At 73.5% G+C, this 19273-nt stretch carries 21 protein-coding genes and 1 tRNA gene; 8 read left to right on the top strand and 14 right to left on the bottom strand.

Going from position 1 to position 19273, the window contains the following annotated elements; genetic code table 11:
* Nucleotides 1–92: 92 nt before the first annotated feature.
* Nucleotides 93–896 carry an NERD domain-containing protein gene (locus tag ACZ56V_RS00540; protein ID WP_398912977.1) on the top strand — a complete coding sequence of 268 codons (804 nt, stop codon included), beginning with the start codon at nucleotides 93–95 and terminating at the stop codon, nucleotides 894–896.
* 8 nt (nucleotides 897–904) lie between these two features.
* On the opposite strand, the gene ligD is transcribed toward ACZ56V_RS00540, so the two are convergent.
* The gene (gene ligD, locus ACZ56V_RS00535) at nucleotides 905–1786 is read right to left on the bottom strand and encodes a non-homologous end-joining DNA ligase (RefSeq protein WP_398912976.1); all 882 of its coding nucleotides are present in this window, start codon (nucleotides 1784–1786) and stop codon (nucleotides 905–907) included.
* Between the two features lie 65 nt (nucleotides 1787–1851).
* Here ligD and ku point away from each other — a divergent pair, with 65 nt between their 5' ends.
* Entirely contained in the window at nucleotides 1852–2937 is a 1086-nt protein-coding gene (ku, locus tag ACZ56V_RS00530) for a non-homologous end joining protein Ku (RefSeq protein WP_468938105.1), read from the top strand.
* Nucleotides 2938–2994: 57 nt separating this feature from the next.
* Here the strand turns inward: ku and ACZ56V_RS00525 are convergent, their stop codons facing one another.
* The 11 genes from ACZ56V_RS00525 to ACZ56V_RS00475 form a co-directional block, all read right to left on the bottom strand.
* Nucleotides 2995–3579 carry a hypothetical protein gene (locus ACZ56V_RS00525; RefSeq protein ID WP_468938103.1) on the bottom strand — a complete coding sequence of 195 codons (585 nt, stop codon included), beginning with the start codon at nucleotides 3577–3579 and terminating at the stop codon, nucleotides 2995–2997.
* Between the two features lie 200 nt (nucleotides 3580–3779).
* The gene (locus ACZ56V_RS00520) at nucleotides 3780–4526 is read right to left on the bottom strand and encodes a DUF4142 domain-containing protein (protein ID WP_356360477.1); all 747 of its coding nucleotides are present in this window, start codon (nucleotides 4524–4526) and stop codon (nucleotides 3780–3782) included.
* 154 nt (nucleotides 4527–4680) lie between these two features.
* Nucleotides 4681–5115: a PPOX class F420-dependent oxidoreductase gene (locus ACZ56V_RS00515; protein WP_104631726.1), complete on the bottom strand. Its 435-nt coding sequence runs from the start codon at nucleotides 5113–5115 to the stop codon at nucleotides 4681–4683.
* A gap of 72 nt (nucleotides 5116–5187) precedes the next feature.
* Nucleotides 5188–6087 carry a DUF3152 domain-containing protein gene (locus ACZ56V_RS00510; RefSeq protein ID WP_468938099.1) on the bottom strand — a complete coding sequence of 300 codons (900 nt, stop codon included), beginning with the start codon at nucleotides 6085–6087 and terminating at the stop codon, nucleotides 5188–5190.
* Nucleotides 6088–6341: 254 nt separating this feature from the next.
* Nucleotides 6342–6677 (bottom strand): TcmI family type II polyketide cyclase, encoded by a 336-nt coding sequence (locus ACZ56V_RS00505; protein WP_011030169.1) that lies wholly within the window; start codon nucleotides 6675–6677, stop codon nucleotides 6342–6344.
* 32 nt (nucleotides 6678–6709) lie between these two features.
* Nucleotides 6710–7189, bottom strand: a complete 480-nt coding sequence (locus ACZ56V_RS00500) for an SRPBCC family protein (protein ID WP_468938096.1) — start codon at nucleotides 7187–7189, stop codon at nucleotides 6710–6712.
* A gap of 1 nt (nucleotide 7190) precedes the next feature.
* Nucleotides 7191–7460 carry an acyl carrier protein gene (locus ACZ56V_RS00495; protein WP_356360487.1) on the bottom strand — a complete coding sequence of 90 codons (270 nt, stop codon included), beginning with the start codon at nucleotides 7458–7460 and terminating at the stop codon, nucleotides 7191–7193.
* Nucleotides 7461–7528: 68 nt separating this feature from the next.
* The gene (locus tag ACZ56V_RS00490; protein WP_468938093.1) at nucleotides 7529–8803 is read right to left on the bottom strand and encodes a ketosynthase chain-length factor; all 1275 of its coding nucleotides are present in this window, start codon (nucleotides 8801–8803) and stop codon (nucleotides 7529–7531) included.
* The gene (locus ACZ56V_RS00485) at nucleotides 8800–10071 is read right to left on the bottom strand and encodes a beta-ketoacyl-[acyl-carrier-protein] synthase family protein (RefSeq protein ID WP_398912962.1); all 1272 of its coding nucleotides are present in this window, start codon (nucleotides 10069–10071) and stop codon (nucleotides 8800–8802) included. Before ACZ56V_RS00485 ends, ACZ56V_RS00490 begins: the two co-directional genes overlap by 4 nt.
* Nucleotides 10068–10538 (bottom strand): cupin domain-containing protein, encoded by a 471-nt coding sequence (locus ACZ56V_RS00480; protein WP_030190098.1) that lies wholly within the window; start codon nucleotides 10536–10538, stop codon nucleotides 10068–10070. The genes ACZ56V_RS00485 and ACZ56V_RS00480 overlap by 4 nt, the downstream gene beginning before the upstream one ends.
* Before the next feature lie 149 nt (nucleotides 10539–10687).
* Nucleotides 10688–11890 carry a SchA/CurD-like domain-containing protein gene (locus ACZ56V_RS00475; RefSeq protein WP_467381621.1) on the bottom strand — a complete coding sequence of 401 codons (1203 nt, stop codon included), beginning with the start codon at nucleotides 11888–11890 and terminating at the stop codon, nucleotides 10688–10690.
* A gap of 276 nt (nucleotides 11891–12166) precedes the next feature.
* Between ACZ56V_RS00475 and ACZ56V_RS00470 the strand changes: the two genes are divergently transcribed.
* Both ACZ56V_RS00470 and ACZ56V_RS00465 read left to right on the top strand, forming a co-directional pair.
* Nucleotides 12167–13990, top strand: coding sequence for an FAD-dependent oxidoreductase (locus ACZ56V_RS00470; RefSeq protein WP_468938089.1), 1824 nt, complete (start codon nucleotides 12167–12169; stop codon nucleotides 13988–13990).
* A 101-nt stretch (nucleotides 13991–14091) separates the two neighbouring features.
* On the top strand, nucleotides 14092–14931 hold the full coding sequence (locus ACZ56V_RS00465) for a patatin-like phospholipase family protein (RefSeq protein WP_468938087.1): 840 nt from the start codon (nucleotides 14092–14094) through the stop codon (nucleotides 14929–14931).
* Between the two features lie 8 nt (nucleotides 14932–14939).
* On the opposite strand, the gene ACZ56V_RS00460 is transcribed toward ACZ56V_RS00465, so the two are convergent.
* Entirely contained in the window at nucleotides 14940–15260 is a 321-nt protein-coding gene (locus ACZ56V_RS00460) for an Lrp/AsnC family transcriptional regulator (RefSeq protein WP_468938085.1), read from the bottom strand.
* Between the two features lie 38 nt (nucleotides 15261–15298).
* Here ACZ56V_RS00460 and ACZ56V_RS00455 point away from each other — a divergent pair, with 38 nt between their 5' ends.
* Nucleotides 15299–15730, top strand: coding sequence for a nitroreductase family protein (locus ACZ56V_RS00455; protein WP_468938082.1), 432 nt, complete (start codon nucleotides 15299–15301; stop codon nucleotides 15728–15730).
* 222 nt (nucleotides 15731–15952) lie between these two features.
* Here ACZ56V_RS00455 and ACZ56V_RS00450 read toward each other — a convergent pair.
* Nucleotides 15953–16024, bottom strand: a tRNA-Arg gene (locus ACZ56V_RS00450).
* 131 nt (nucleotides 16025–16155) lie between these two features.
* Here ACZ56V_RS00450 and ACZ56V_RS00445 point away from each other — a divergent pair.
* The 3 genes from ACZ56V_RS00445 to lysA all read left to right on the top strand — a co-directional run bounded on the left by ACZ56V_RS00445 (nucleotide 16156) and on the right by lysA (nucleotide 19258).
* Nucleotides 16156–16671: a response regulator gene (locus ACZ56V_RS00445; RefSeq protein WP_398912951.1), complete on the top strand. Its 516-nt coding sequence runs from the start codon at nucleotides 16156–16158 to the stop codon at nucleotides 16669–16671.
* A 124-nt stretch (nucleotides 16672–16795) separates the two neighbouring features.
* Nucleotides 16796–17848 carry an ArgS-related anticodon-binding protein NrtL gene (nrtL, locus tag ACZ56V_RS00440; protein WP_398912949.1) on the top strand — a complete coding sequence of 351 codons (1053 nt, stop codon included), beginning with the start codon at nucleotides 16796–16798 and terminating at the stop codon, nucleotides 17846–17848.
* 18 nt (nucleotides 17849–17866) lie between these two features.
* Complete coding sequence (gene lysA, locus ACZ56V_RS00435) at nucleotides 17867–19258, top strand: diaminopimelate decarboxylase (protein ID WP_356360503.1); 1392 nt, start codon at nucleotides 17867–17869, stop codon at nucleotides 19256–19258.
* The last annotated feature ends 15 nt before the right edge of the window (nucleotides 19259–19273 follow it).

The following is a 19273-nucleotide window of genomic DNA, read 5'->3' as shown; positions in this document are numbered from 1 at the left end:
TCCCGCCCAGGGCCTGCCCAACTCCTCCCAAAGGTAACCGGGTTCTTGCCCCGGCAGCACCCCTCCTGGTCCCATGGACGGGGGGTGATGGCATGGACGGACTGCGCGTCGTGCCGACCTGGCGCCACGGCCGGGAACGGCTCTACGTCTGCCTTCCGGACGGCGGGAACGTCGCCTGGTACGACCGGGAGGCGGCCCGCGTCAACCTGCTGAGCGACGACCGCAGGGACGAGGTCCTCCAGGCCCTCGGCCCCTTCGTCACCGGCCCGGTCACGGTCGGCCCGCCCCCGGTGCCGACCCCTGCCGAACTGGCCCGGCTCACCCTCCACCCGGACGACGACCTCGCCCCCAACCGGCCCGGCGAGGCCCTCCTGATCGCCCTGGAGCGCGAGCCCGCACCGGCGCACCGGCTGCGCCCCGACCCGCGCCGCCGGGAGCTGGCCGCCGAGCAGGCGACGGGGGCGGCCCTCGACCGTCTCGACGGCACCGGCCGGCACACCCTGCACTCCCTCCCGCTGCCCGGCGGCGACCGCGTCCACCACCTGCTGATCGGACCCGGCGGGCTCTTCGCCCTCCACGTGCTGCCCGCCCGCGGACAGCGGGTGCGGGTCGCCGACCCGCTGGTGGCGCTGGGCCGCCGCGCACCCCGCCCCCTGCTGCGCCGGGTCCGCGCGGACGCCGACCGGGCCTCCCACGCCCTGACGGCGGAGGTCCACCCCGTCCTCGTCCTCGTCGGGCCGGCGCAGGTCTCCGTCACCGCTCCGCCCCGCTCGGTGCGCGTCCTCACGGACCGGGAGCTGCCGGACCTGGGCCGCGCGGGAGGGGTGCTGAAACCGGCGGACGTGGAGGCCCTGCACGCCATGGCTCGAGACCGGGCCACCTGGCAGCGCCTCTGAGGTCCGGCTCAGGGCAGCGTCGCCGCCCGGCGCCGCTCGAACAGCGGCGCCAGCAGGTCGCCGTGGTCCCGCACCCGGGGCCCGACGTCCGGCGCCAGGAAGACGAACTGCTCCGCCCGCCCGCACCCGGCGACCTCGTCCCACGTCACCGGCGTGGAGACCGCCGGCACGTCGCGGGCGCGCACGGTGTACGGGGCGGCCGTGGTCTTGCGCGCGGCGTTCTGGCTCCAGTCCACGAACACCTTCCCCGGCCGCAGGCTGCGCGTCATCCGGTGCACCACCAGCTTCGGCAGCGCCCGCTCCGCCTCCACCGCGAGCGCCTTCGCGTAGTCCGACACCCGCTCCGAGGACGAGCCCCGCACCCCCGCCAGCAGATGCAGCCCCTTGGCCCCGGAGGTCTTGGCGTACGCCTCGATCCCGTCCGCCGCCAGCCGCTCCCGCAGCCACAGCGCGACCTCGCAGCACTGCACCACCGTCGCGGGCGGCCCCGGGTCCAGGTCGAACACCAGCCGGTCGGCCTCGCCGGGGTCGTCCGCGGTCCACTGGTGGGTGTGGAACTCGGTCACCAGGTTCGCCGCCCACATCAGGCTCGGCAGGTCCTGCACCAGCACCATCCGGGCCGGGCCCTCCGAGCGGGGCACCTCGGCCGTGGTGACCCAGTCGGGGGTACCCGGCGGCACGTTCTTGGTGAAGAACACCTGGCCGTCGGGACCGTCCGGATACCGCAGGAAGGAGACCGGGCGGTCCCGCAGGTGCGGCAGCAGCACCTGAGCGGTCGTGGCGTAGTAGTGCAGCAGCTCGCCCTTGGTGAGACCGGTCGCGGGATACAGCACCTTGTCCAGGTTGCTGAGGGCCACCCGCCGCCCCTCCACTTCCGTCATCGGCGCCATACCATGAGAATCTCATAGAAAATGGGCAAAACACTTGAAAGCGCCCGAAAGGAACGGTGCTGCACGTGCGATCCATCTGGAACGGCGCCATCTCCTTCGGCCTGGTCAGCATCCCGATCAAACTGGTGAACGCGACCGAGAGCCACTCGGTCTCCTTCCGCCAGATCCACACGGAGGACGGCGGCCGGATCCGCTACCGCAAGGTGTGCGAACTGGAGGACCGCGAGGTCACCCAGGCCGAGATCGGCAAGGCCTACGAGGACGCCGACGGCTCGATGATCCCGATCACCGACGAGGACCTGTCCCAGCTGCCGATCCCGACGGCCCGCACGATCGAGATCGTGGCCTTCGTCCCGGAGGACCGCATCGATCCGCTCCAGATGGGCTCGGCCTACTACCTCGTGGCGAGCGGCGCCCCGGCCGCCAAGCCGTACACCCTGCTGCGCGAGGCGCTCAAGCGCAGCAACCGGGTCGCGATCGCCAAGTTCGCGCTGCGCGGCCGCGAGCGCCTCGGCATGCTCCGGGTCGTCGGCGACGCCATCGCGATGCACGGCCTGCTGTGGCCGGACGAGGTGCGCGCTCCCGAGGGCGTCGCCCCGGAGGGCGGTGTCACCGTGCGCGAGCAGGAACTGGACCTCGCGGACGCGCTCATGGACACCCTCGGCGAGATCGACCTGGACGACCTGCACGACGAGTACCAGGAGGCCGTCGAGGAGGTCATCGCCGCCAAGGCCGCCGGTGAGCGGCCCCCGGAGGCTCCCGCGGAGGCGGCGCCGGGGAAGGTGCTGGACCTGATGGCCGCGCTGGAGAGCAGCGTGCGGGCGGCGCGGGAGTCCCGGCACGGCGAGGAGGCCGAGGACGCGGAGGTCAGATCCCTGCCGCAGCGCGAGTCCTCCGCCCGGCGGGCCCCCAAGGAGACCGGCGGCAAGAAGTCGACGTCGACGGCGGCGAAGAAGGCGGCGGCCAAGAAGGCGGAGCCGAAGAAGTCGACGGCGAGGTCGTCCGCCGGGTCCGCGAAGAAGACGGCGGCCAAGAGTGCCGCCAAGAAGGCCACGGCGAAGAGCACCACCAGGAGCGGCGACAAGGCCTCGGCCAAGAGCACCGCCAAGAGCACCGCCAAGAAGACGGCGTCCCGCAGGCGCAGCGCCTGACGGGCGGCGCGGGCGCTCACCCCGGTCGGCGGGTGCGCTCCAGGGGCGCGCAGGCGTTCAGTCGACCGTCCAGGCGGACGCGGACGCCCGGGGTATCGCGGACGGCGCGGGCTCGAAGACGGCGGGGCCCGCCGCGGCGGACTCCGCCGGCGCGAGAGAGGCCGGCGCGAGGGAGGCCGGTGTGGGCAGGGCGGGGCTCTCCTCCAGGCGCCGCCCGATGGTCTCGGCCGGTCCGCCGCCCGGGGTGGCCGGACCGGTGGACAGGTGCGACCACGCGGTCAGGGCGAGGGCCACCGCGGCGGCCGTCCCGGCCACCCGGCCCATCCGCCGCAGCCGGGCCCGGCCGTCCAGCTCGCGCCAGGCCGGTCCGGCCCAGGTCTCCTCCCGGCGCCACGCCTCGCCGACCGTGCCGCGCGCGCGGTCGGACGTCCCGGACTGATCGGGGAGATCGGAGTGATCGGCGGGGGGCTCCTCCGGTCGCCATCCGGGGGTCCGGTCGCGTGCGGAGGGCTCCCTGGGGGCGGAGGCGCGGATGGCGCGCTCGTCGTCCTCCAGGAACAGCCGCCAGACGTACTCGGGCACGACCGGCGCACCGTCCGGCTCACCCGGTGTGTCGCCGCTGCCCGGCCCGGAAGCGGTCATGGTCCCGCTCTTCTCGTCGTCGGCCCCGGACGGACGCGGGCGGGAGGGAGGGTCGGCCCGCCCACCACCGGGTCCGGCACCGGATGGTCATGGCCCGGCGGACTCCGTCGGCCGCCACTCCCTGAGAACGTGCGCGACCGGCGGCCCGTTCCCCGCGCCCCCGGTCGTGACGAGGTCGTGATCGTGCCGCGCCCCGGCGCTCAGGGGGCCGCCGGGGACGGAGTGGGCGTCGGGGAGGCGGTGTTCACGTTCAGGTCGGGGCGCGGCTTGAGCACCAGCACCTGCTCGCCCGGCTGCGGCGGGGGCGGGGTCACCTTCTCCCTCGGCAGCTTCGCCGGGCCGGTCTGCTGGAAGGTGACCTGGTCGTACTCGACCAGCCCGGTCTTCTCCAGCACCGTGATGTGGTCGAGGACGGTGTCGTTGGCCAGGTCCGCCAGCTGCCGCACGAGGGTGTTCTTGGTGGAGGCCCGGATCTTGGCGATCGCCGGGAAGATCTGACCGTGGGTCACCCGCATGATGTTGACCGCCGACGAGTCGAACTCCCTGCCGGTCTTCGCGTCCACCGTGGCCACGAAGCCCTCCTGCTGCGGGGAGGCCCGGTTGGGCAGCGTGATGCCCAACTCCGGGGAGATCTCGCGGCACATCGCGTCGAGTCCGGCGTGCCCGACGACCAGGTGCTCACCGGCCGTCTTCATCGCCTTCGTCGTACCGCGTTCCATCACCATCTCGCCCAGCGGGTACTCCCACAGCCCGGCGGCGCGGACCTTGACCACGAAGTCGCGGTCGGCCTCGGTGAGCGGACCGAACTTGGTACTGGCCACCACCCGGTTCTGGTTGCCGTCGGCCTTGTCCAGACCGAGCACGGCCGGGAAGGCCAGCGCGGTGAGGGTCAGGGTCATCGCACCGAACAGGACGACGACTCCGATCCTGCTGCGGGACAGGCGCATGATGCCTCCAGGGGCGACGCGGGCTACGCGCACGCGTGGCCACGTGCGTGCTCGTACGGGTACGCCAGGAGATACGCGAACGGCGGGCGGATCCTTCACCGCTCCGGCACCCAACTTGCGGAGCGCGCGGGGGCCCGCACCCGCGCGCTCCGCTTCAGCCGATGTCGGCGCCGTACACCCGCTCGACCGTGAGGGTGAGCAGCACCCGGCGGTCGGACACCATCGTCGACCGGTACTCGTCCCAGTCCGGGTGCTCCCCGGCCGCGGCGCGGTAGTACTCCACCAGCGCGTCGACCTCCGGTCCGTGCGGGTCGGTGCCCGGCCCGGTGAGGGTGGCGACGCCCTCGGCGGTGGCCCAGGACCTGCCGTCCGGGGCGGTCACCTCCAGCGCGGCCCGCGGGTCCCGGCGCAGGTTCGCCGTCTTGGCGAGGCCCTCGCGGGTGGACACGCGGATGACGCCCGCGTCGGGGTCGTAGGCGGGCATGACGGGCGAGAGCTGCGGGCGGCCGTCCGACTTGATCGTCGCCAGTACGCCGAGCCGGCTCTCGGCCAGCAGGGCACGGGGGTCGAAGCCAGGTGTGGTGGTCATGGTCCGATCCTCACCCCCCGCCCCGCGTCCTGTCCCGCGAACCGTCCGCCGAACGTGCCGTGCCAGGGGCGCTCAGGGCACCGAGGGGCCGCCCAGGTAGGCGCCGTCCTCGTCGTAGGGCCAGGCGTTGGCCACACACCCCTTGAGGCCCTTGATCTGCTGCATCATCGCCGGAGCGGGCCGGCCGGCGCCGGGGCAGGTCTCGTGGCCGTGGCCGATGCGGTGCCCGACCTCGTGGTTGACGATCAGCGCCCGGTACTCGTGGATCGGGCCGTCGAACTCCGGGGAGCCCAGCACCCAGCGCTTGAGGTTCACCACGACGTCCGTGCCGACGCTGCAGTTGACCTCGCCCCGGGTGAGCAGGCCCGCTGCGCCGCAGATCTCGTCGACGGTGCCCGGCGTGGCGATCTTCACCACGAAGTCGTACGAACCGCTGCTGACCAGCCGGAAGGAGTCGGTGCCGTCCCGGGTCCAGCCGCGGCGGTCGGCGAGCACTGCGGATATCTCGGCGGCGGCGGCGCTCGGCCGGACGTCGACGCCCTCCTCGACCAGGACCTTGTAGCGGCGTACGCGGCTGCCGGTGCCCACGGTCGAGCCGTCGGCCCGGGCGGTGACGAAGGTGCCGGGTCCGGTCGCCGGAATGGCGATGGTGCCGGGGGAGGGCGAGGCCGAGGGCGACGGGGAGGTCTTCGGGGACGGTGACGCCGAAGCGGAGCGGGACGGGGACGGCGTGCGGGTGGAGGCGTCCAGGGCGTCCTTGACGTCGGCCACCTGGTCGTCCGTCACCGGCGGCCGGATCTCCCGCCAGTACGCGACGGCGGCGCCCGCGGTGAGCAGGACGGCCCCGAGGGCGACGAAGGCCAGGACCGCGCGGGCGGGACCGCGGCGTCTGAGTCTGCGGGAGCGGGATCTGTCCCCGGCACCGTCCGGCCCGGGTCTCCGGCCGGACCGGCGGGCGGTGGTTCGGCCCACGTCGGGCGTCCTCTCTGCTGGTCGTCGGGGCGCGCACAGCGGACTCCGGTGTGCTGTCGCACCCCCAAGATCCAAGCGGACGGACGCGCGAAAACGTCACGGTTTCCGCAGTGTCCCTTCTCACGCGGACATCCGGCCCGTGCGTGCAACCGTTCGACGCACGGCAACGTCTTCGTCCAGAACGTTCACGTCGGGGCCGCCCGGCGGAGACCGGGCGACCCCGACGCATGGGGCTCTTCGAGGACGGGGTGCCGTCAGCCGGCGGGGGTCCGCTCCCAGCGGTAGAAGCAGCGCGCCATCGCGTCCTTCGGACCGCGCCAGGTCGCCGGGTCGTACGCCGAGACGTACGGCTCGAGCCGCTCGCTGACCTGGCGGAACTCCGGATGTCCGGTCAGCCTGCCGATGGTGGGGGCCGGGTCCTCGTCGCTCTCGATGAGGTGCAGGTACACGCCGTCACCGAACTCGAAGAGGCTGCGCCGGTTGACGCCGACCAGGTGCGGCAGTTCGCCGCTGTCGGACTCCGCGAACACCTTCGCGATGTCCGGTGCCGCGCCGGGTGCCATCCGGGCGACGATCAGTGTGTGGTGCATGGGGTGCTGCCCTTCGCCGAGGTCGGTGGGTGTCAGTCGGCGAGCACCGAAGCGGTCCGCCGCTCGCCCGCCGCCTGCTCGATCCGGTCCCGGATCAGCGCCATCTGCGTACGGGAGTTGCGGTTGATGTTGTCCGTCATCCAGGCGTCGTCCACGGGCGCGTCCGGCTTCATCGCGAAGTCCTGCGTCCAGCGCATGACGACTCCCTCGGCGGTCTCCGCGTACTCCCAGACGATGTTCATGTACTGGAAGGGGCCGGTCTCCACCCGCTGGGCGCGGACCGTGCGGGTGACGGGGTCCGCGACCCGCTCGGAGACCCAGCTCCACACCTTGCCGTCGGCGTCCGGGTGCATGGTGAGCCGGAACGTGACGCGGTCCTCGTCGCGGTCGAGCACCTCGACGGAGGCGTACTCGCTGAACAGCCGGGGCCAGTTCTCGATGTCGTTGGTCATGTTCCAGACCAGCTCCATCGGGGCGGCGATGGTGATCTCGTTGTCGGTGTGCCCTGTCATGTCACACTCCCGTCTTCAGGGCGCCGTTGACCAGCGCGAGGAAATCCGCGGGCGTCTTGCAGCGCTCCGCCTGCTCGGGCAGGCCGAGTCCGTACCGCTTCTCCAGCTCGGCCACGATGCCCAGCAGGCCGAGGGAGTCCAGGCCGAAGGTGTCGAAACCGTCGTCGGCCTGCTGCCGGAGGGTGATCGGGTCGACGTGCACGCCGGCGGTGCGCTTCATCAGCTCCGACAGCTCCTCGACGGTCACCTGGTAGTCCAGCTGGTCGGTCATGGGTGTGCTCCTTGACTCGGGTTGGTCGGTCACGGGTGTCCCCGTGGCCGTCGGTCGTAGGTCGTCGGTCAGCGGTCCTCGGCCGGGACGGCGCCCCGTCGCAGGACGAGCGCCGAGTTGGACCCCATGAGCCCGCGCGCGAGGACCAGGGCGGTGCGCGGCTCGGCGGGGCGGGCCCGCCCGGTCACCAGGTCCAGGTCGTGGCACACGTCGAAGACGTGCGGGGTCGGCGGGAGCAGCCCGTGCTCCATCGCGAGCACCGCCGTCGCCACGTCCAGCACCGGCGCCGCGCAGTACGCCCGCCCGGTCCCGGTCTTGGGCGCGGTGACCGGCACCCGCGCGGCGTGCGGGCCCAGCGCGTCGGCAAGGGCCAGCGCCTCGGCCCGGTCGGCCTCCGGGACCCCGAGGGCGTCCGCGAAGACCACGTCGACGTCCTCGGGCCGGCAGCCCGCCTCGGCCAGGGCGCCCCCGATCGCGCGGGCCAGGCCCTCCCGGGACTCGGCCCAGCGGCCGGGCCCGGTGAAGGTCGCCGCGTGCCCGGCCACCGTCGCCCGCACGTCCGCCCCGCGCTCCCGGGCCGCCGCCTCCTCCTCCACGACGAGTACGGCACCGCCCTCGGCCGGTGCGAACCCGCAGGCCGCGTCGGTGAACGGGCGGTAGGCGCGGTCGGGTTCGGCGGCCCGGCTCAGCTCGGGGTAGCCCAGCTGGCAGACGATCGAGTACGGGGCCAGCGGCGCCTCCGTCGCGCCGCAGACCACCGTGTCGGTGCCGTTGCGCACGGCCAGTGCCGCGTGCGCCAGGGCGTCCAGGCCGCCCGCCTCGTCGGCGGCCACGACTCCGCAGGGGCCCTTGAAGTCGTTGCGTATGGAGACCTGGCCGGTGCTGGCCGCGTAGAACCAGGCGATCGACTGGTAGGGGCCGACATGGCGCGAGCTCTGGCCCCACAGGTTCTGCAGCTCCCGCTGCCCGAACTCGCCGCCGCCGGAGCCGGCCGCGGTGACCACGCCGACCGAGTACGGCGAGGCGATGTCGGCCCGGCCGAACCGGGCGTCGGCCAGCGCGTGCTGGGTGGCGGCCAGCGCGAAGTGCGTGAACCGGTCGGTCTGGACCAGGAAGCGGTCCTCGACCGTCTCGGCCGCGTCGAAGCCGCGCACCTCGCCCGCGACCCGCAGCGGCAGGTCCACGCAGCCCTCCCGGGTGACGGGCCCGAGGCTGCTGGTGCCGTCGGCGACCGCCTTCCAGTGCGCCTCGACACCGGTGCCGTGCGGCGACACCACGCCGAGGCCGGTGACGACCGCGCGCCGGCTCCCACCGCCGGTGCCGGTCCGTTGGGGTCCGCTCATCGCAGCCCTCCTTCACTGCCGCTCAGTACGACCGCGGACTGGAAGCCGCCGAAGCCGCTGCCCACCGACAGCACGTGCCGCAGCGTCCGCTCGCGTGCCTCGCGCGGCACGTAGTCCAGGTCGCACTCGGGGTCGGGGGTGGTGTAGTTGGCCGTGGGCGGCACCACCTGGTGGGCCATCGCCAGCACGCACGCGGCCAGTTCGATCGAGCCGATGGCGCCGAGCGAGTGGCCCACCATGGACTTGATGGAGCTCATCGGCGTCGCGTAGGCGTGCTCGCCCAGCGAGCGCTTGACGGCCGCGGTCTCGTGCCGGTCGTTCTGCTGGGTGCCGGAGCCGTGCGCGTTGACGTAGTCGATCGCGGAGCCGTCGAGGCGGGCCATGTCCAGGGCCGTGTCGATGGCCCGCGCCATCTCCAGGCCCTCCTTGGTGAGCCCGGTCATGTGGTACGCGTTGCCGAAGGTGGCGTAGCCGGAGATCTCGCAGTACACGTCCGCGCCCCGGGCCCGGGCGTGCTCCAGGTCCTCCAGGACCAGCACCGCCGCGCCCTCGCCCATGACGAAGCCGTTGCGGTCGGCGTCGAAGGGGCGGGAGGCGTGCGCCGGGTCGTCGTTGTTCGGCGAGGTCGCCTTGATGGCGTCGAAGCAGGCCATCGTGATCGGCGATATCGGCGAGTCCGCCGCGCCCGCCAGGCACACGTCGACCCGCCCCTCGGCGACCGCGTGATAGGCGTACCCGACGGCGTCGAGGCCCGAGGTGCACCCGGTGGAGACCGTCTGCACCGGCCCGCGCACCCCGAACTCCTCGGCGACCGCGGAGGAGAGGGTGGCGGGGGTGAAGGCGCGCTCCAGGTGCGGCTCGGCCCGCCGGTCGTCGACGTCCCAGCGCGTGCCGCGCTCGCTGACCAGGACGTAGTCGTGCTCCAGCCGGGTGGTGCCGCCGACCGCCGTGCCGAGGGTGGCACCGGCCCGCCAGGGGTCCTCGCGGTTCATGTCGAGGTTCGCGTCCCGCACCGCCTCCGAGGCGGCCACCAGCGCGAACTGCACGTACCGGTCGCAGCGCTGGGCGGTGGCGAGGCCGAGCCCGTGGTCGGAGGGCTCGAAGTCGCACTCGGCGGCGATCTGCGAGCGCAGCCCGGCCGGGTCGAACAGGGAGATCCGGCGCGTCGCCGTACGGCCTTCGGACAGCAGTCCCCAGAACTGGGGCGCGCCGATCCCGCCCGGGGCGACGACGCCTATGCCCGTGACGGCGACCCGGCGCCGGGTCATGACACCACCTCGGCCGCCGCGGCGGGCCGCTCGTGCCCGGCGTGACCCGCGTGCGCCCCGTCGCACGGGAGCGCGTTGCCCTCGGCGTCCTCGGTGTCGACGTGGCCCAGTTCCGGGCGCGGGGCCAGCGGCCCCAGGTGGAACACCAGCCGCGCCTCGACGTCCCCCGCGTTGCGGAAGCGGTGGCGCATGTCCTGCGGGATCAGCAGCCCCTGGCCGGTGGCGAGCGAGTGCGGCACCCCGTCCAGGTCCACTTCGAGGGCGCCCTCCGTGACGTACACGAACTCCTCGGAGTACGGGTGGTAGTGCTCGGCGATGCGGTCGCCGGGCTGCACGATGGCCACGCCCATGAAACCGCTGGTCGACCCGGCGGTGGTGGGCGTGAGAAGGGCGCGGAGGTCTCCGCCGCGGCGGCGGTTCGGGGCGATGTCGCCGAGGGAGACGATGCGTACCTGCTGGTCTGTCATGTCGTTCACTCCGGGGTGACGGGAGGAAGGGGGAGAAGCGGGTGAGCAGGTGAAACGGGGGAACGGGGTGAAGCGGTGCGGGTTCACGCGGACCGGTGGGCGGGCACGCCGTCGGGCCCGGCCGGTCGCGCGGTCGCGGGGAGCGGGGTTCAGGAACCGGCCGAACGCCGGTCGGTCAGGGGCGTCATCCGGACCCGGGTCAGCAGCCGGGCCAGCGTGCCGGCCTCGGCCGGCGGCCCTTCGACGCCGACCGCGGCGGTGTCGAGCAGCCGCTCGGCGGCCTCGGCACCCTCGGACCCGTGCAGGCCCAGGACGGCGGCGGGCGCGGCCCCGGGATCGCCGTCCACGTCGACGAGCCGTACGACGAGGTCGTCGCGGTGGAAGACGGTGGCCGCGAGCACCGGGCTGTCCGGGGCCTGCGCGGTGGCCGCGTCCTGGCGGGCCAGCAGCCGGGCCAGTTCGCCACCGGCGCCGGCGCGCACCGGGTAGAGCAGCGCGAGCCGCTCGATGCGCGCGCCGGCCCGGCCGGGGGAGGAGGCGTGGTGGACGGCCGGCATGGCGGCCCGGGTGAAGAAGCGCCGGGCCGACTGCGGGTCGGCGAGGTCCCGGTCCTGCTCCAGGTACGGGTTGAGGGCCTCCTCCACGGCCCGCACCCCGGGCTGCCGGGCCACGTGGCGCAGCGCGGTCTGCAGGTCGCCGCGCACCTCCACGGCCCGCACGATCCGGTTGCCGGACATGAACAGCGAGGTGCGCAGCAGCCGCGTGGAGCCGTCCACGTGCGCGTCGGGCGACACGTACTCGGACAGCAGCCGGGCGGTCTCGGCCTCGGTGCCGGGCCGCACGGTGAAGGTCAGGGCGTGGCGTACGACGTTGCCCCCGATCCGGGGCGCCGAGCGCGGCTCACCGGGTGCGGGCCGGGCGCCGTCGGTCTCCCGCAGGACGCTGTAGCGCAGCGAGTGGGTGTCACGGACGCAGGTCGCCAGCGGTTCGACGGTGTCCAGGTGCTCGTCGCTGTTGACCCAGGCCAGGAAGGGCGCGGCGCTCTCCCACTCGCTGGTCAGCAGCCACTGGGTCGGGTTCTCCAGGGACTGGCACAGCTGGTCGCTGACGTGGCCCGGAACGGCGGCGACCCGGTCGCGGATGCGCTCGTAGGCGTCCAGGAACTCCTGCTGCATTCCGTCGTGGACGTCCAGCATCAGGACGACCCGCACGCGGGATCCGTCGAACGCGGATATCGACACGCCACCCGCGTCCGTCGCCACGGCGGGCGACGACGCCGTGCCCGACGCCGCAGTGGCATCCGTCGCGTCCGTGCTCGGGGCATCCGTCGCTACGACGGGAGAGACCGTCATCCGGCCCACCTCTTCTCCGGGAACTTCCTCGTGGACTGGGGCGATCGTCGGCGGCGCCCGCCAGGCAGGCGGGGTGCGACGGTCGCGTAAGCACGATCGTGGGCCGTGCCCGCGGGGTCCGCGAACCAGGAGGGTTAAGCGGGTGAAGCCTGCGCCGCCGCGGGCCTCGCCGGGCCGTACGGGGCATGCATGAAGGCCCCGGCGCACCCCTGTCGGACCCACTCGCACGTCTGTCGCACGTCAGTCGCACCCCTGTCGCACAACGGAGGACGAACCATGAACGAAAGAGCCGACCGGTCCGGCGGCGCCGCCCCCGGGGGCGACCGGACCCACCGCGTCCCGGTCCTCGTCGTCGGCGGCTCCCTGGTGGGCCTGTCGACGTCGGTGTTCCTGGGACGGCTGGGCGTCCGGCACACCCTGGTGGAGCGGCACGCGGGCACCTCCATCCATCCCCGCGGGCGCGGCAACAACGTGCGCACGATGGAGATCTTCCGGGTGGCGGGCGCCGAGCCGGACATCCGCCGGGCCGCCGCCACCCTGGCCGACAACCACGGCATCCTGCAGGCGCCCACCCTGGTCGGCGACGCGGGGGAGTGGCTGTTCAAGCAGATCGACCCCGGCAACGGGCTGGCCCGCTTCAGCCCCAGCTCATGGTGCCTGTGCAGCCAGAACGACCTGGAGCCCGAACTCCTCACCCACGCCGCGAACCTCGGCGGCGACCTGCGCTTCGGCACCGAAATGCTCTCCTTCGAGGCCGACACCGAGGGCGTCACGGCGATCGTGAAGAGCCGGGAGACCGGCGAGCACACCACCATCCGCGCGGACTACCTGGTCGCCGCCGACGGCCCCCGCAGCCCCGTCCGCGAGCAGCTCGGCATCGGCCAGAGCGGACCCGGTGACCTCTTCCACAACGTCAGCATCACCTTCCGCTCCCGTCGCCTCGCCGACGTGGTGGGCGACCGCCGCTTCATTGTCTGCTACCTGACGGACGAGAACGCCGACGGCGCCCTCCTGCCCGTCGACAACCGCGAGAACTGGGTCTTCCACGCCCCCTGGCATCCCGATCAGGGCGAAACCGTCGAGGACTTCACCGACGAGCGCTGCGCCGCCCACATCCGCCGCGCGATCGGCGACCCGGACCTGGACGTCGAGATCACCGGCAAGGCTCCCTGGCACGCCGCCCAGCGCGTCGCCCGCAGCTACCGCTCCGGCCGCGTCCTGCTGGCCGGCGACTCGGCCCACGAGATGTCCCCCACCGGCGCCTTCGGCTCCAACACCGGCATCCAGGACGCCCACAACCTCGCCTGGAAGCTGGCCGCGGTCCTCGAGGGCTGGGCGGGCGAGGGCCTCCTGGACACCTACGACATGGAACGGCGCCCGGTCGCGGAGGCCACCAGCGCGCGGGCCGCCCACCGCTCGGTCGAGCACAGCCACCCGGGGTTCGCGCCGCCGCCGGTCATGGGCGGTGGCGGGGCGGGCGGCCCCGGCGGTTCCGGTGGCCCGGGAGGCGCGCCCGGTGGACCGGGAGGCGTGCCCGGAGGTTCCGGCGGTACGGACGGTACGGGCGGTCCGGGCCGTCCCGGTGGTGCGCCCGGTGGCGGCGGTCCCGGTGGGGGCCCGCAGCGCGGCATCCTCAACGTCGCCCTCGGCTACCGCTACCCCCGGGGCGCGGTGGTCGGCGCCGACCCGGCGACCCCGGTGGTCCCCGAGGGCCTCGACCTCACCGGCGCGCCCGGCAGCCGGGCCCCCCACCTCTGGCTCCGCCGAGGCGAGGAGCGCCTGTCGACCCTGGACCTCTACGAGGACTCCCTCGTCCTGCTCAGCGACGCGGCCCAGCCCACCGGCTGGCACGAGGCTGCCGCCGAGGTGGCCGCCGGGATGCGGGTCCCGCTGAAGGCGTACCGCGTGGGCGGGACGCCCGGGGCCGACCTGACCCCGGACGACGAGGAGACCGACTGGGCGCGCGCCCACGGCGTGACCCGCGGCGGCGCGGTCCTGGTCCGCCCCGACGGCTTCGTGGCCTGGCGCTCCCCGGGGCCCGCTCCCGACCCGGCGGCGATGCTGCGCCAGGTGGTGGGTTCGGTACTGGCCCGCACCTGAGGCGACCGAGCACCCCAACCGTGGACCACTCCCCGCTTACCTGCTAGCGTCTCGCTCCAGCGGTAAACGGGGAGTGCTCCCCGGTATGGAGAGGGGTGGACGTGGCGGATACGGCACTGGTGCTGGGCGGGGGCGGCCTGACCGCGTACGGATGGCAGATCGGCGTCCTGGCCGGACTCGCCGAGGCCGGGGTGGACCTCACGGACGCCGACGTTCTGGCGGGCACGTCGGCGGGTTCCCTGCTGGCTCTTGACCTGGCCAGGGGATCGGCCCCGGCCGACCTCTACAAGGAGCAGCTCAACGGCGAACGCGCCATGCTGGAGGTGGACTTCACCTTCGGCATGACGGTCAGGTACCTGTGGGCCGCGCTCGGTTCCCGGGATCCGGAGAGGGTGGTCAAGCGCCTCTGCCGCCTCGCGCTCTCCGTGCGCGACGTGCCGGAGTCCGCGGTCTTCGACGCCATCGGCCCCCAACTCCCCGTACGCGACTGGCCCGACCGAACCGTCCGGATGTTCGCCGTCGACGCGCTCACCGGCGAACCGGCCGCCTTCGACGCCGGCAGTGGGACCGACCTGCTGCACGCCATGTCGGCCACCTGCGCACTGCCGCCCCTCTTCCCGCCGATCAGCATCGGTCCGGGCCGCTGGATGGACGGCGGCGTCCGCTCCACGACCAACGCCGACCTGGTCGACGACTGCGCGCGCGTCGTCGTGCTGGCCCCGATCCCCAAGGGGGCGGGAGCGAGCCCGAGCGCACGGAGCCAGGCCGAGACCCTCTCCTCGCGCGGTGCCCGGGTCGCCCTGCTGACCCCCGACCGGGAGGCCCGCCGCGCCTTCGGCCGCAACCCCCTGGACGCCTCCCGCATCCCCGGGGCGGCGCGCGAGGGACGACGCCAGGGCACGGCCCACGCGGAACGCATCGGGGAGATCTGGCGGGGCTGAGCGGGGAGTCAGCCCCGGGGCTCCGACAGACCGGACACCTCGCCGACCAGGGGCTGGACGCGGTAGGGGACGACCGCGCTCAGCGCGATGACCGTCGCACTGCGCCGCACCCCCGGCACCTGCTGCACATGCTGGTTGCTCGTACCCGCGATACGGCACCAGATGTCACCGGGGCCGGTCACGACGTGCGCCTCCCGGATCTGCGGCACGGCCCGCAGCCGCGCGGCGATGGCCGCGCGGGCCGGCCGGTCCACCTCGAACGTCGTGAACGCCTGGACCACGTGCCCGAGGGCGGCGACGTCCATGTCCGGCCCGTAACCGGTCACCACGCCAGGAGATCCGTGAGGCCCAGCCGTGGAAGTTCGCCGTGATCGGCGACGCCGAGACCAAACACCGCATCCGGGTCGCCGCCGAGGAGGAGGAACGGGTCAACTACGACGGCGGACGCATCCCGCCCGAGTGGCGCGCCGCGCTCGCCCGCCTCGAAACGGACTCAGACAAGGGCTTCCTCGACGCCGTACCGTGGATCGTGGCCTGCTTCGCCGAGAAGAGCACCGCGATGCTGGAAGGTTCGCTGCGCAAGAACTACTACGTGAACGAGAGCGTCGGCATCGCCTGCGGCCTCTTCATCACCGCCCTGCACACGATGGGCCTGAGCACCCTCACCCACACCCCCAACCCCATGGCGTTCCTCACCAGAATCTGCGAACGCCCCGCCAACGAACGCCCCTACATCCTCCTCCCCGTCGGCTACGCGTCCCCCGACTGCGAGGTCCCGGCCCTGCCCGCAAGCCCCTGACAGAGGCACTCACCGAGCCCCCGCACGGGCGCTGACGCTCCCGGACGGAACGGGTGCCCGCGGCGCATCAGTGGATCGAACCGGGAGACAGCCCGAGATCCTGTCCACGAATAGCCCACGGACCCCGACAGCCACTACGAATGGCATCCACCTACCCATACACGAAGACCCCGGCCTCAGCGTTTCCGCTGGTGACGGGGTCTTTGGGCACCTCATGATGGGTGCCCCCGGCAGGATTCGAACCTGCGCACACGGCTCCGGAGGCCGTTGCTCTATCCCCTGAGCTACGGGGGCGTGTCCGTCGCGTTCGGTGTTGCTCGCGGCGACGGGTAGAACACTACCAGCTCGCCCGGGGTGGTCATGAACGGGTTTTGGCGGGTCGGGACGGTGCCCGTGCAGGGTGTTGTCCCCCGCGGGGGGTGGAAGTGGGCAAAACCCGGACGCGGTGGCCGGGGGCGACCTACTCTCGAGTGGTGCCTAGGGCGTCCGGCCGGATTCTTGTTGTGGACGACAACAAGGTCATCCGGCAGCTGATCAGGGTCAACCTCGAGCTGGAGGGCTTCGAGGTCGTGACCGCGGGCGATGGTGTCGAGTGTCTGGAAGTCGTCCATCAGGTGCGGCCCGACGCCGTGACACTGGACGTGGTCATGCCCCGGCTGGACGGGCTCAGGACCGCTGCCCGCCTGCGTGCCGATCCGCGTACCCGGGACCTGCCGATCGCGATCGTCAGTGCCTGTACGCAGTACGAGGTCGACGCCGGGTTCGCCGCGGGGGCCGACGCCTTTCTGTCCAAGCCCTTCGAGCCCGCCGAGCTGGTCGGTCTCGTACGGCAGTTGGCCGAGCGGAAGGTCAGTGGGTCCGTCGTCAACCGGGCGTCCGGGCCGGGCTCCGGGGCCGGGGCCTCCGTGCCGCGGGTGCGCGGGCTCGCCGGGGGAGAGTGAGGCGTCCGCTCCGGCGTGAGTGGAAGGGCGGGTGCCGCTGGGCCGCCCCCGGCCCGCGTCCATATCCCGGGACTGCCGCACATCGGTTCGCCTCCTCACCCCCCTCCTCCCATACGCTTGTCCCGTGACCCCCGTCGAACTCTCCCGCACCGTGCTGCACGCGGTACGTCGCGCCGTCGACGCGGGGGAGCTGAGCGTGGCCGTGCCGACGCGTGCCGTGGTCACGCCGCCGGGGCCCGGAGGGTGCGGGGACTACGCCACCGGCATCGCCCTCCAGCTGGCCCGGCCGGCCGGACAGCCGCCCTTGAAGGTCGCCGAGGTGCTGCGGCCCCACCTCCTCGGGGCCGACGGGATCACCGACGTCGTCCTCACCGGGCCTGGATTCATCAACATCAGCCTCGACGGTGCCTCCTCCGTCGCCGGGATCGTCGGTGAGGTCCTGCGCCGCGGGGAGCGGTACGGGTACGCCGACCACGCCGACGGGCGCGTCGTGCAGCTGCACTGTCCGCACGACCTGCGTGCCGTCGTCGTCGCTGAAGTATCCGCGCGGCTGCTGCGGGCCCAGGGGGCGCTGGTGCGGGTGAGCGCCGAGGGATTCGAGCCCGCGTGGGCCTCCGTCCTCGGGGTCAGCGTCGACGCCGTCGGTCACGCCCCCGCAGAGCTCCCCGTCAACGTCCGGCCCGTCCCCGCCTCCGAGACCGCCGACCCGATGTCCCTCGGCCGCGACGCCGGTCGCTGGGCCCTGCTCCACCCCGCGGCCCACGACCGGCCCCGGACCGGTGACGAGCACCTCGTCCAGCGTGAGAGCAACCCCCTCTTCCGCGTGCGGTACGCCCACGCCCGCGCCCGTGCCGCCGGCCGCAACGCCGCCGACCTCGGGTTCACCGCCGCACCGGGCCCCCTCGGCGAGAGCACCGAGCAGGAAATCCTCGCCGCTCTCGCCGACCACCCCCGTGTCCTCGCCGCCTCCGCGGACCACCGCGCCCCCGACCGGCTCGCCCGGCATCTCGTCACCGTCGCCGACGCCGCGCTGCCGTTCCTGCCCACCGTGCTGCCGCGCGGCGGGGAGAAACCCTCGGCCGCCCACCGTGCCCGGCTGGCGCTCGCCGAAGCCGTCGGGGCGGTGCTGGCCGGCGGCCTGGCCCTCCTCGGTATCGACGCACCCGACCACCTCTGAGAGAGCACCGAAGACGCCATGAGCCGTTCCGCACACCCCGCCGGGCCCCGTCACGCCGATGTTCTGCCCGAAGGGCACTACTCCGCTCCCGCGGACGATCTGAACGCCCTCGATCCCAAGGTCTGGGCCCACACCGTGGGGCGGGACGCGGACGGTGTCGTCACCGTCGGCGGACTGCCCGTCACCCAGCTCGCCGAGGAGTACGGCACGCCCGCCTACATCCTCGACGAGGCCGACTTCCGGGACCGGGCGCGGGCCTGGCGCACCGCCTTCGGGGCCGACGCCGACGTCTTCTACGCCGGGAAGGCCTTCCTGTCGCGCGCCGTCGTGCGGTGGTTGCACGAAGAAGGGCTCAACCTCGACGTGTGTTCCGGGGGCGAGCTGGCCACCGCGCTCGCCGCCGGGATGCCCGCCGAGCGGATCGCCTTCCACGGCAACAACAAGTCGCCGGAGGAGATCGAGCGCGCCGTCCGCGCCGGGGTCGGGCGGATCGTGCTCGACTCCTTCCAGGAGATCGTGCGGGTCGCGCACACCGCCCAGTCCCTCGGCAAGCGGCAGCGGGTGCAGATCCGGATCACCGTCGGGGTCGAGGCGCACACGCACGAGTTCATCGCCACCGCCCACGAGGACCAGAAGTTCGGGATTCCGCTGGCCGGCGGGCAGGCCGCCGAAGCCGTGCGGCGGGCCCTGCAGCTCGACGGGCTCGAGGTGATCGGGATCCACTCGCACATCGGGTCGCAGATCTTCGACATGTCGGGGTTCGAGGTCGCCGCGCACCGGGTCGTGGGGCTGCTCAAGGACATCCGGGACGAGCACGGGGTCGAACTGCCCGAGATCGATCTCGGGGGCGGCCTCGGGATCGCGTACACCAGTGACGACGACCCCCGCGAGCCGCACGAGATCGCCAAGGCGCTCACCGAGATCGTGACGAGGGAGTGCGAGTCCGCCCGGCTCGCCACCCCTCGCATCTCCGTCGAGCCCGGCCGGGCCATCGTCGGGCCCACCGCCTTCACGCTGTACGAGGTCGGCACCGTCAAGCCGCTCGACGGGCTGCGGACGTACGTCTCCGTGGACGGCGGGATGTCGGACAACATCCGCACCGCGCTCTACGACGCCGAGTACAGCGTCGCCCTCGTCTCCCGCACCTCGGACGCCGAGCCGATGCTCGTGCGCGTGGTCGGCAAGCACTGCGAGAGCGGGGACATCGTGGTCAAGGACGCCTTCCTGCCGGGGGACCTGGCACCCGGTGACCTGGTCGCCGTACCGGCGACGGGGGCGTACTGCCGCTCCATGGCCAGCAACTACAACCACGCGCTGCGCCCGCCGGTCGTCTCCGTGCGGGACGGCGCGGCCCGGGTCATCGTGCGGCGGGAGACCGAGGAGGATCTGCTGCGTCTCGACGTCGGGTGACGCCCCGCGGTGGAG

This window comes from Streptomyces sp. NPDC034099, assembly GCF_055575415.1.
Note: the sequence above shows the minus strand (reverse complement) of the source record. Positions and strands in the feature narration are given on the sequence as shown.

Bases quoted from the DNA above. Each gene is read 5' to 3' on its own strand.
- ACZ56V_RS00540 (WP_398912977.1), top strand. From the start codon at position 93: ATGGACGGACTGCGCGTCGTGCCGACCTGGCGCCACGGCCGGGAACGG.
- ligD (WP_398912976.1), bottom strand. From the start codon at position 1,786: ATGGCGCCGATGACGGAAGTGGAGGGGCGGCGGGTGGCCCTCAGCAAC.
- ACZ56V_RS00525 (WP_468938103.1), bottom strand. From the start codon at position 3,579: ATGACCGCTTCCGGGCCGGGCAGCGGCGACACACCGGGTGAGCCGGAC.
- ACZ56V_RS00520 (WP_356360477.1), bottom strand. From the start codon at position 4,526: ATGCGCCTGTCCCGCAGCAGGATCGGAGTCGTCGTCCTGTTCGGTGCG.
- ACZ56V_RS00515 (WP_104631726.1), bottom strand. From the start codon at position 5,115: ATGACCACCACACCTGGCTTCGACCCCCGTGCCCTGCTGGCCGAGAGC.
- ACZ56V_RS00505 (WP_011030169.1), bottom strand. From the start codon at position 6,677: ATGCACCACACACTGATCGTCGCCCGGATGGCACCCGGCGCGGCACCG.
- ACZ56V_RS00500 (WP_468938096.1), bottom strand. From the start codon at position 7,189: ATGACAGGGCACACCGACAACGAGATCACCATCGCCGCCCCGATGGAG.
- ACZ56V_RS00495 (WP_356360487.1), bottom strand. From the start codon at position 7,460: ATGACCGACCAGCTGGACTACCAGGTGACCGTCGAGGAGCTGTCGGAG.
- ACZ56V_RS00490 (WP_468938093.1), bottom strand. From the start codon at position 8,803: ATGAGCGGACCCCAACGGACCGGCACCGGCGGTGGGAGCCGGCGCGCG.
- ACZ56V_RS00485 (WP_398912962.1), bottom strand. From the start codon at position 10,071: ATGACCCGGCGCCGGGTCGCCGTCACGGGCATAGGCGTCGTCGCCCCG.
- ACZ56V_RS00480 (WP_030190098.1), bottom strand. From the start codon at position 10,538: ATGACAGACCAGCAGGTACGCATCGTCTCCCTCGGCGACATCGCCCCG.
- ACZ56V_RS00475 (WP_467381621.1), bottom strand. From the start codon at position 11,890: ATGACGGTCTCTCCCGTCGTAGCGACGGATGCCCCGAGCACGGACGCG.
- ACZ56V_RS00470 (WP_468938089.1), top strand. From the start codon at position 12,167: ATGAACGAAAGAGCCGACCGGTCCGGCGGCGCCGCCCCCGGGGGCGAC.
- lysA (WP_356360503.1), top strand. From the start codon at position 17,867: ATGAGCCGTTCCGCACACCCCGCCGGGCCCCGTCACGCCGATGTTCTG.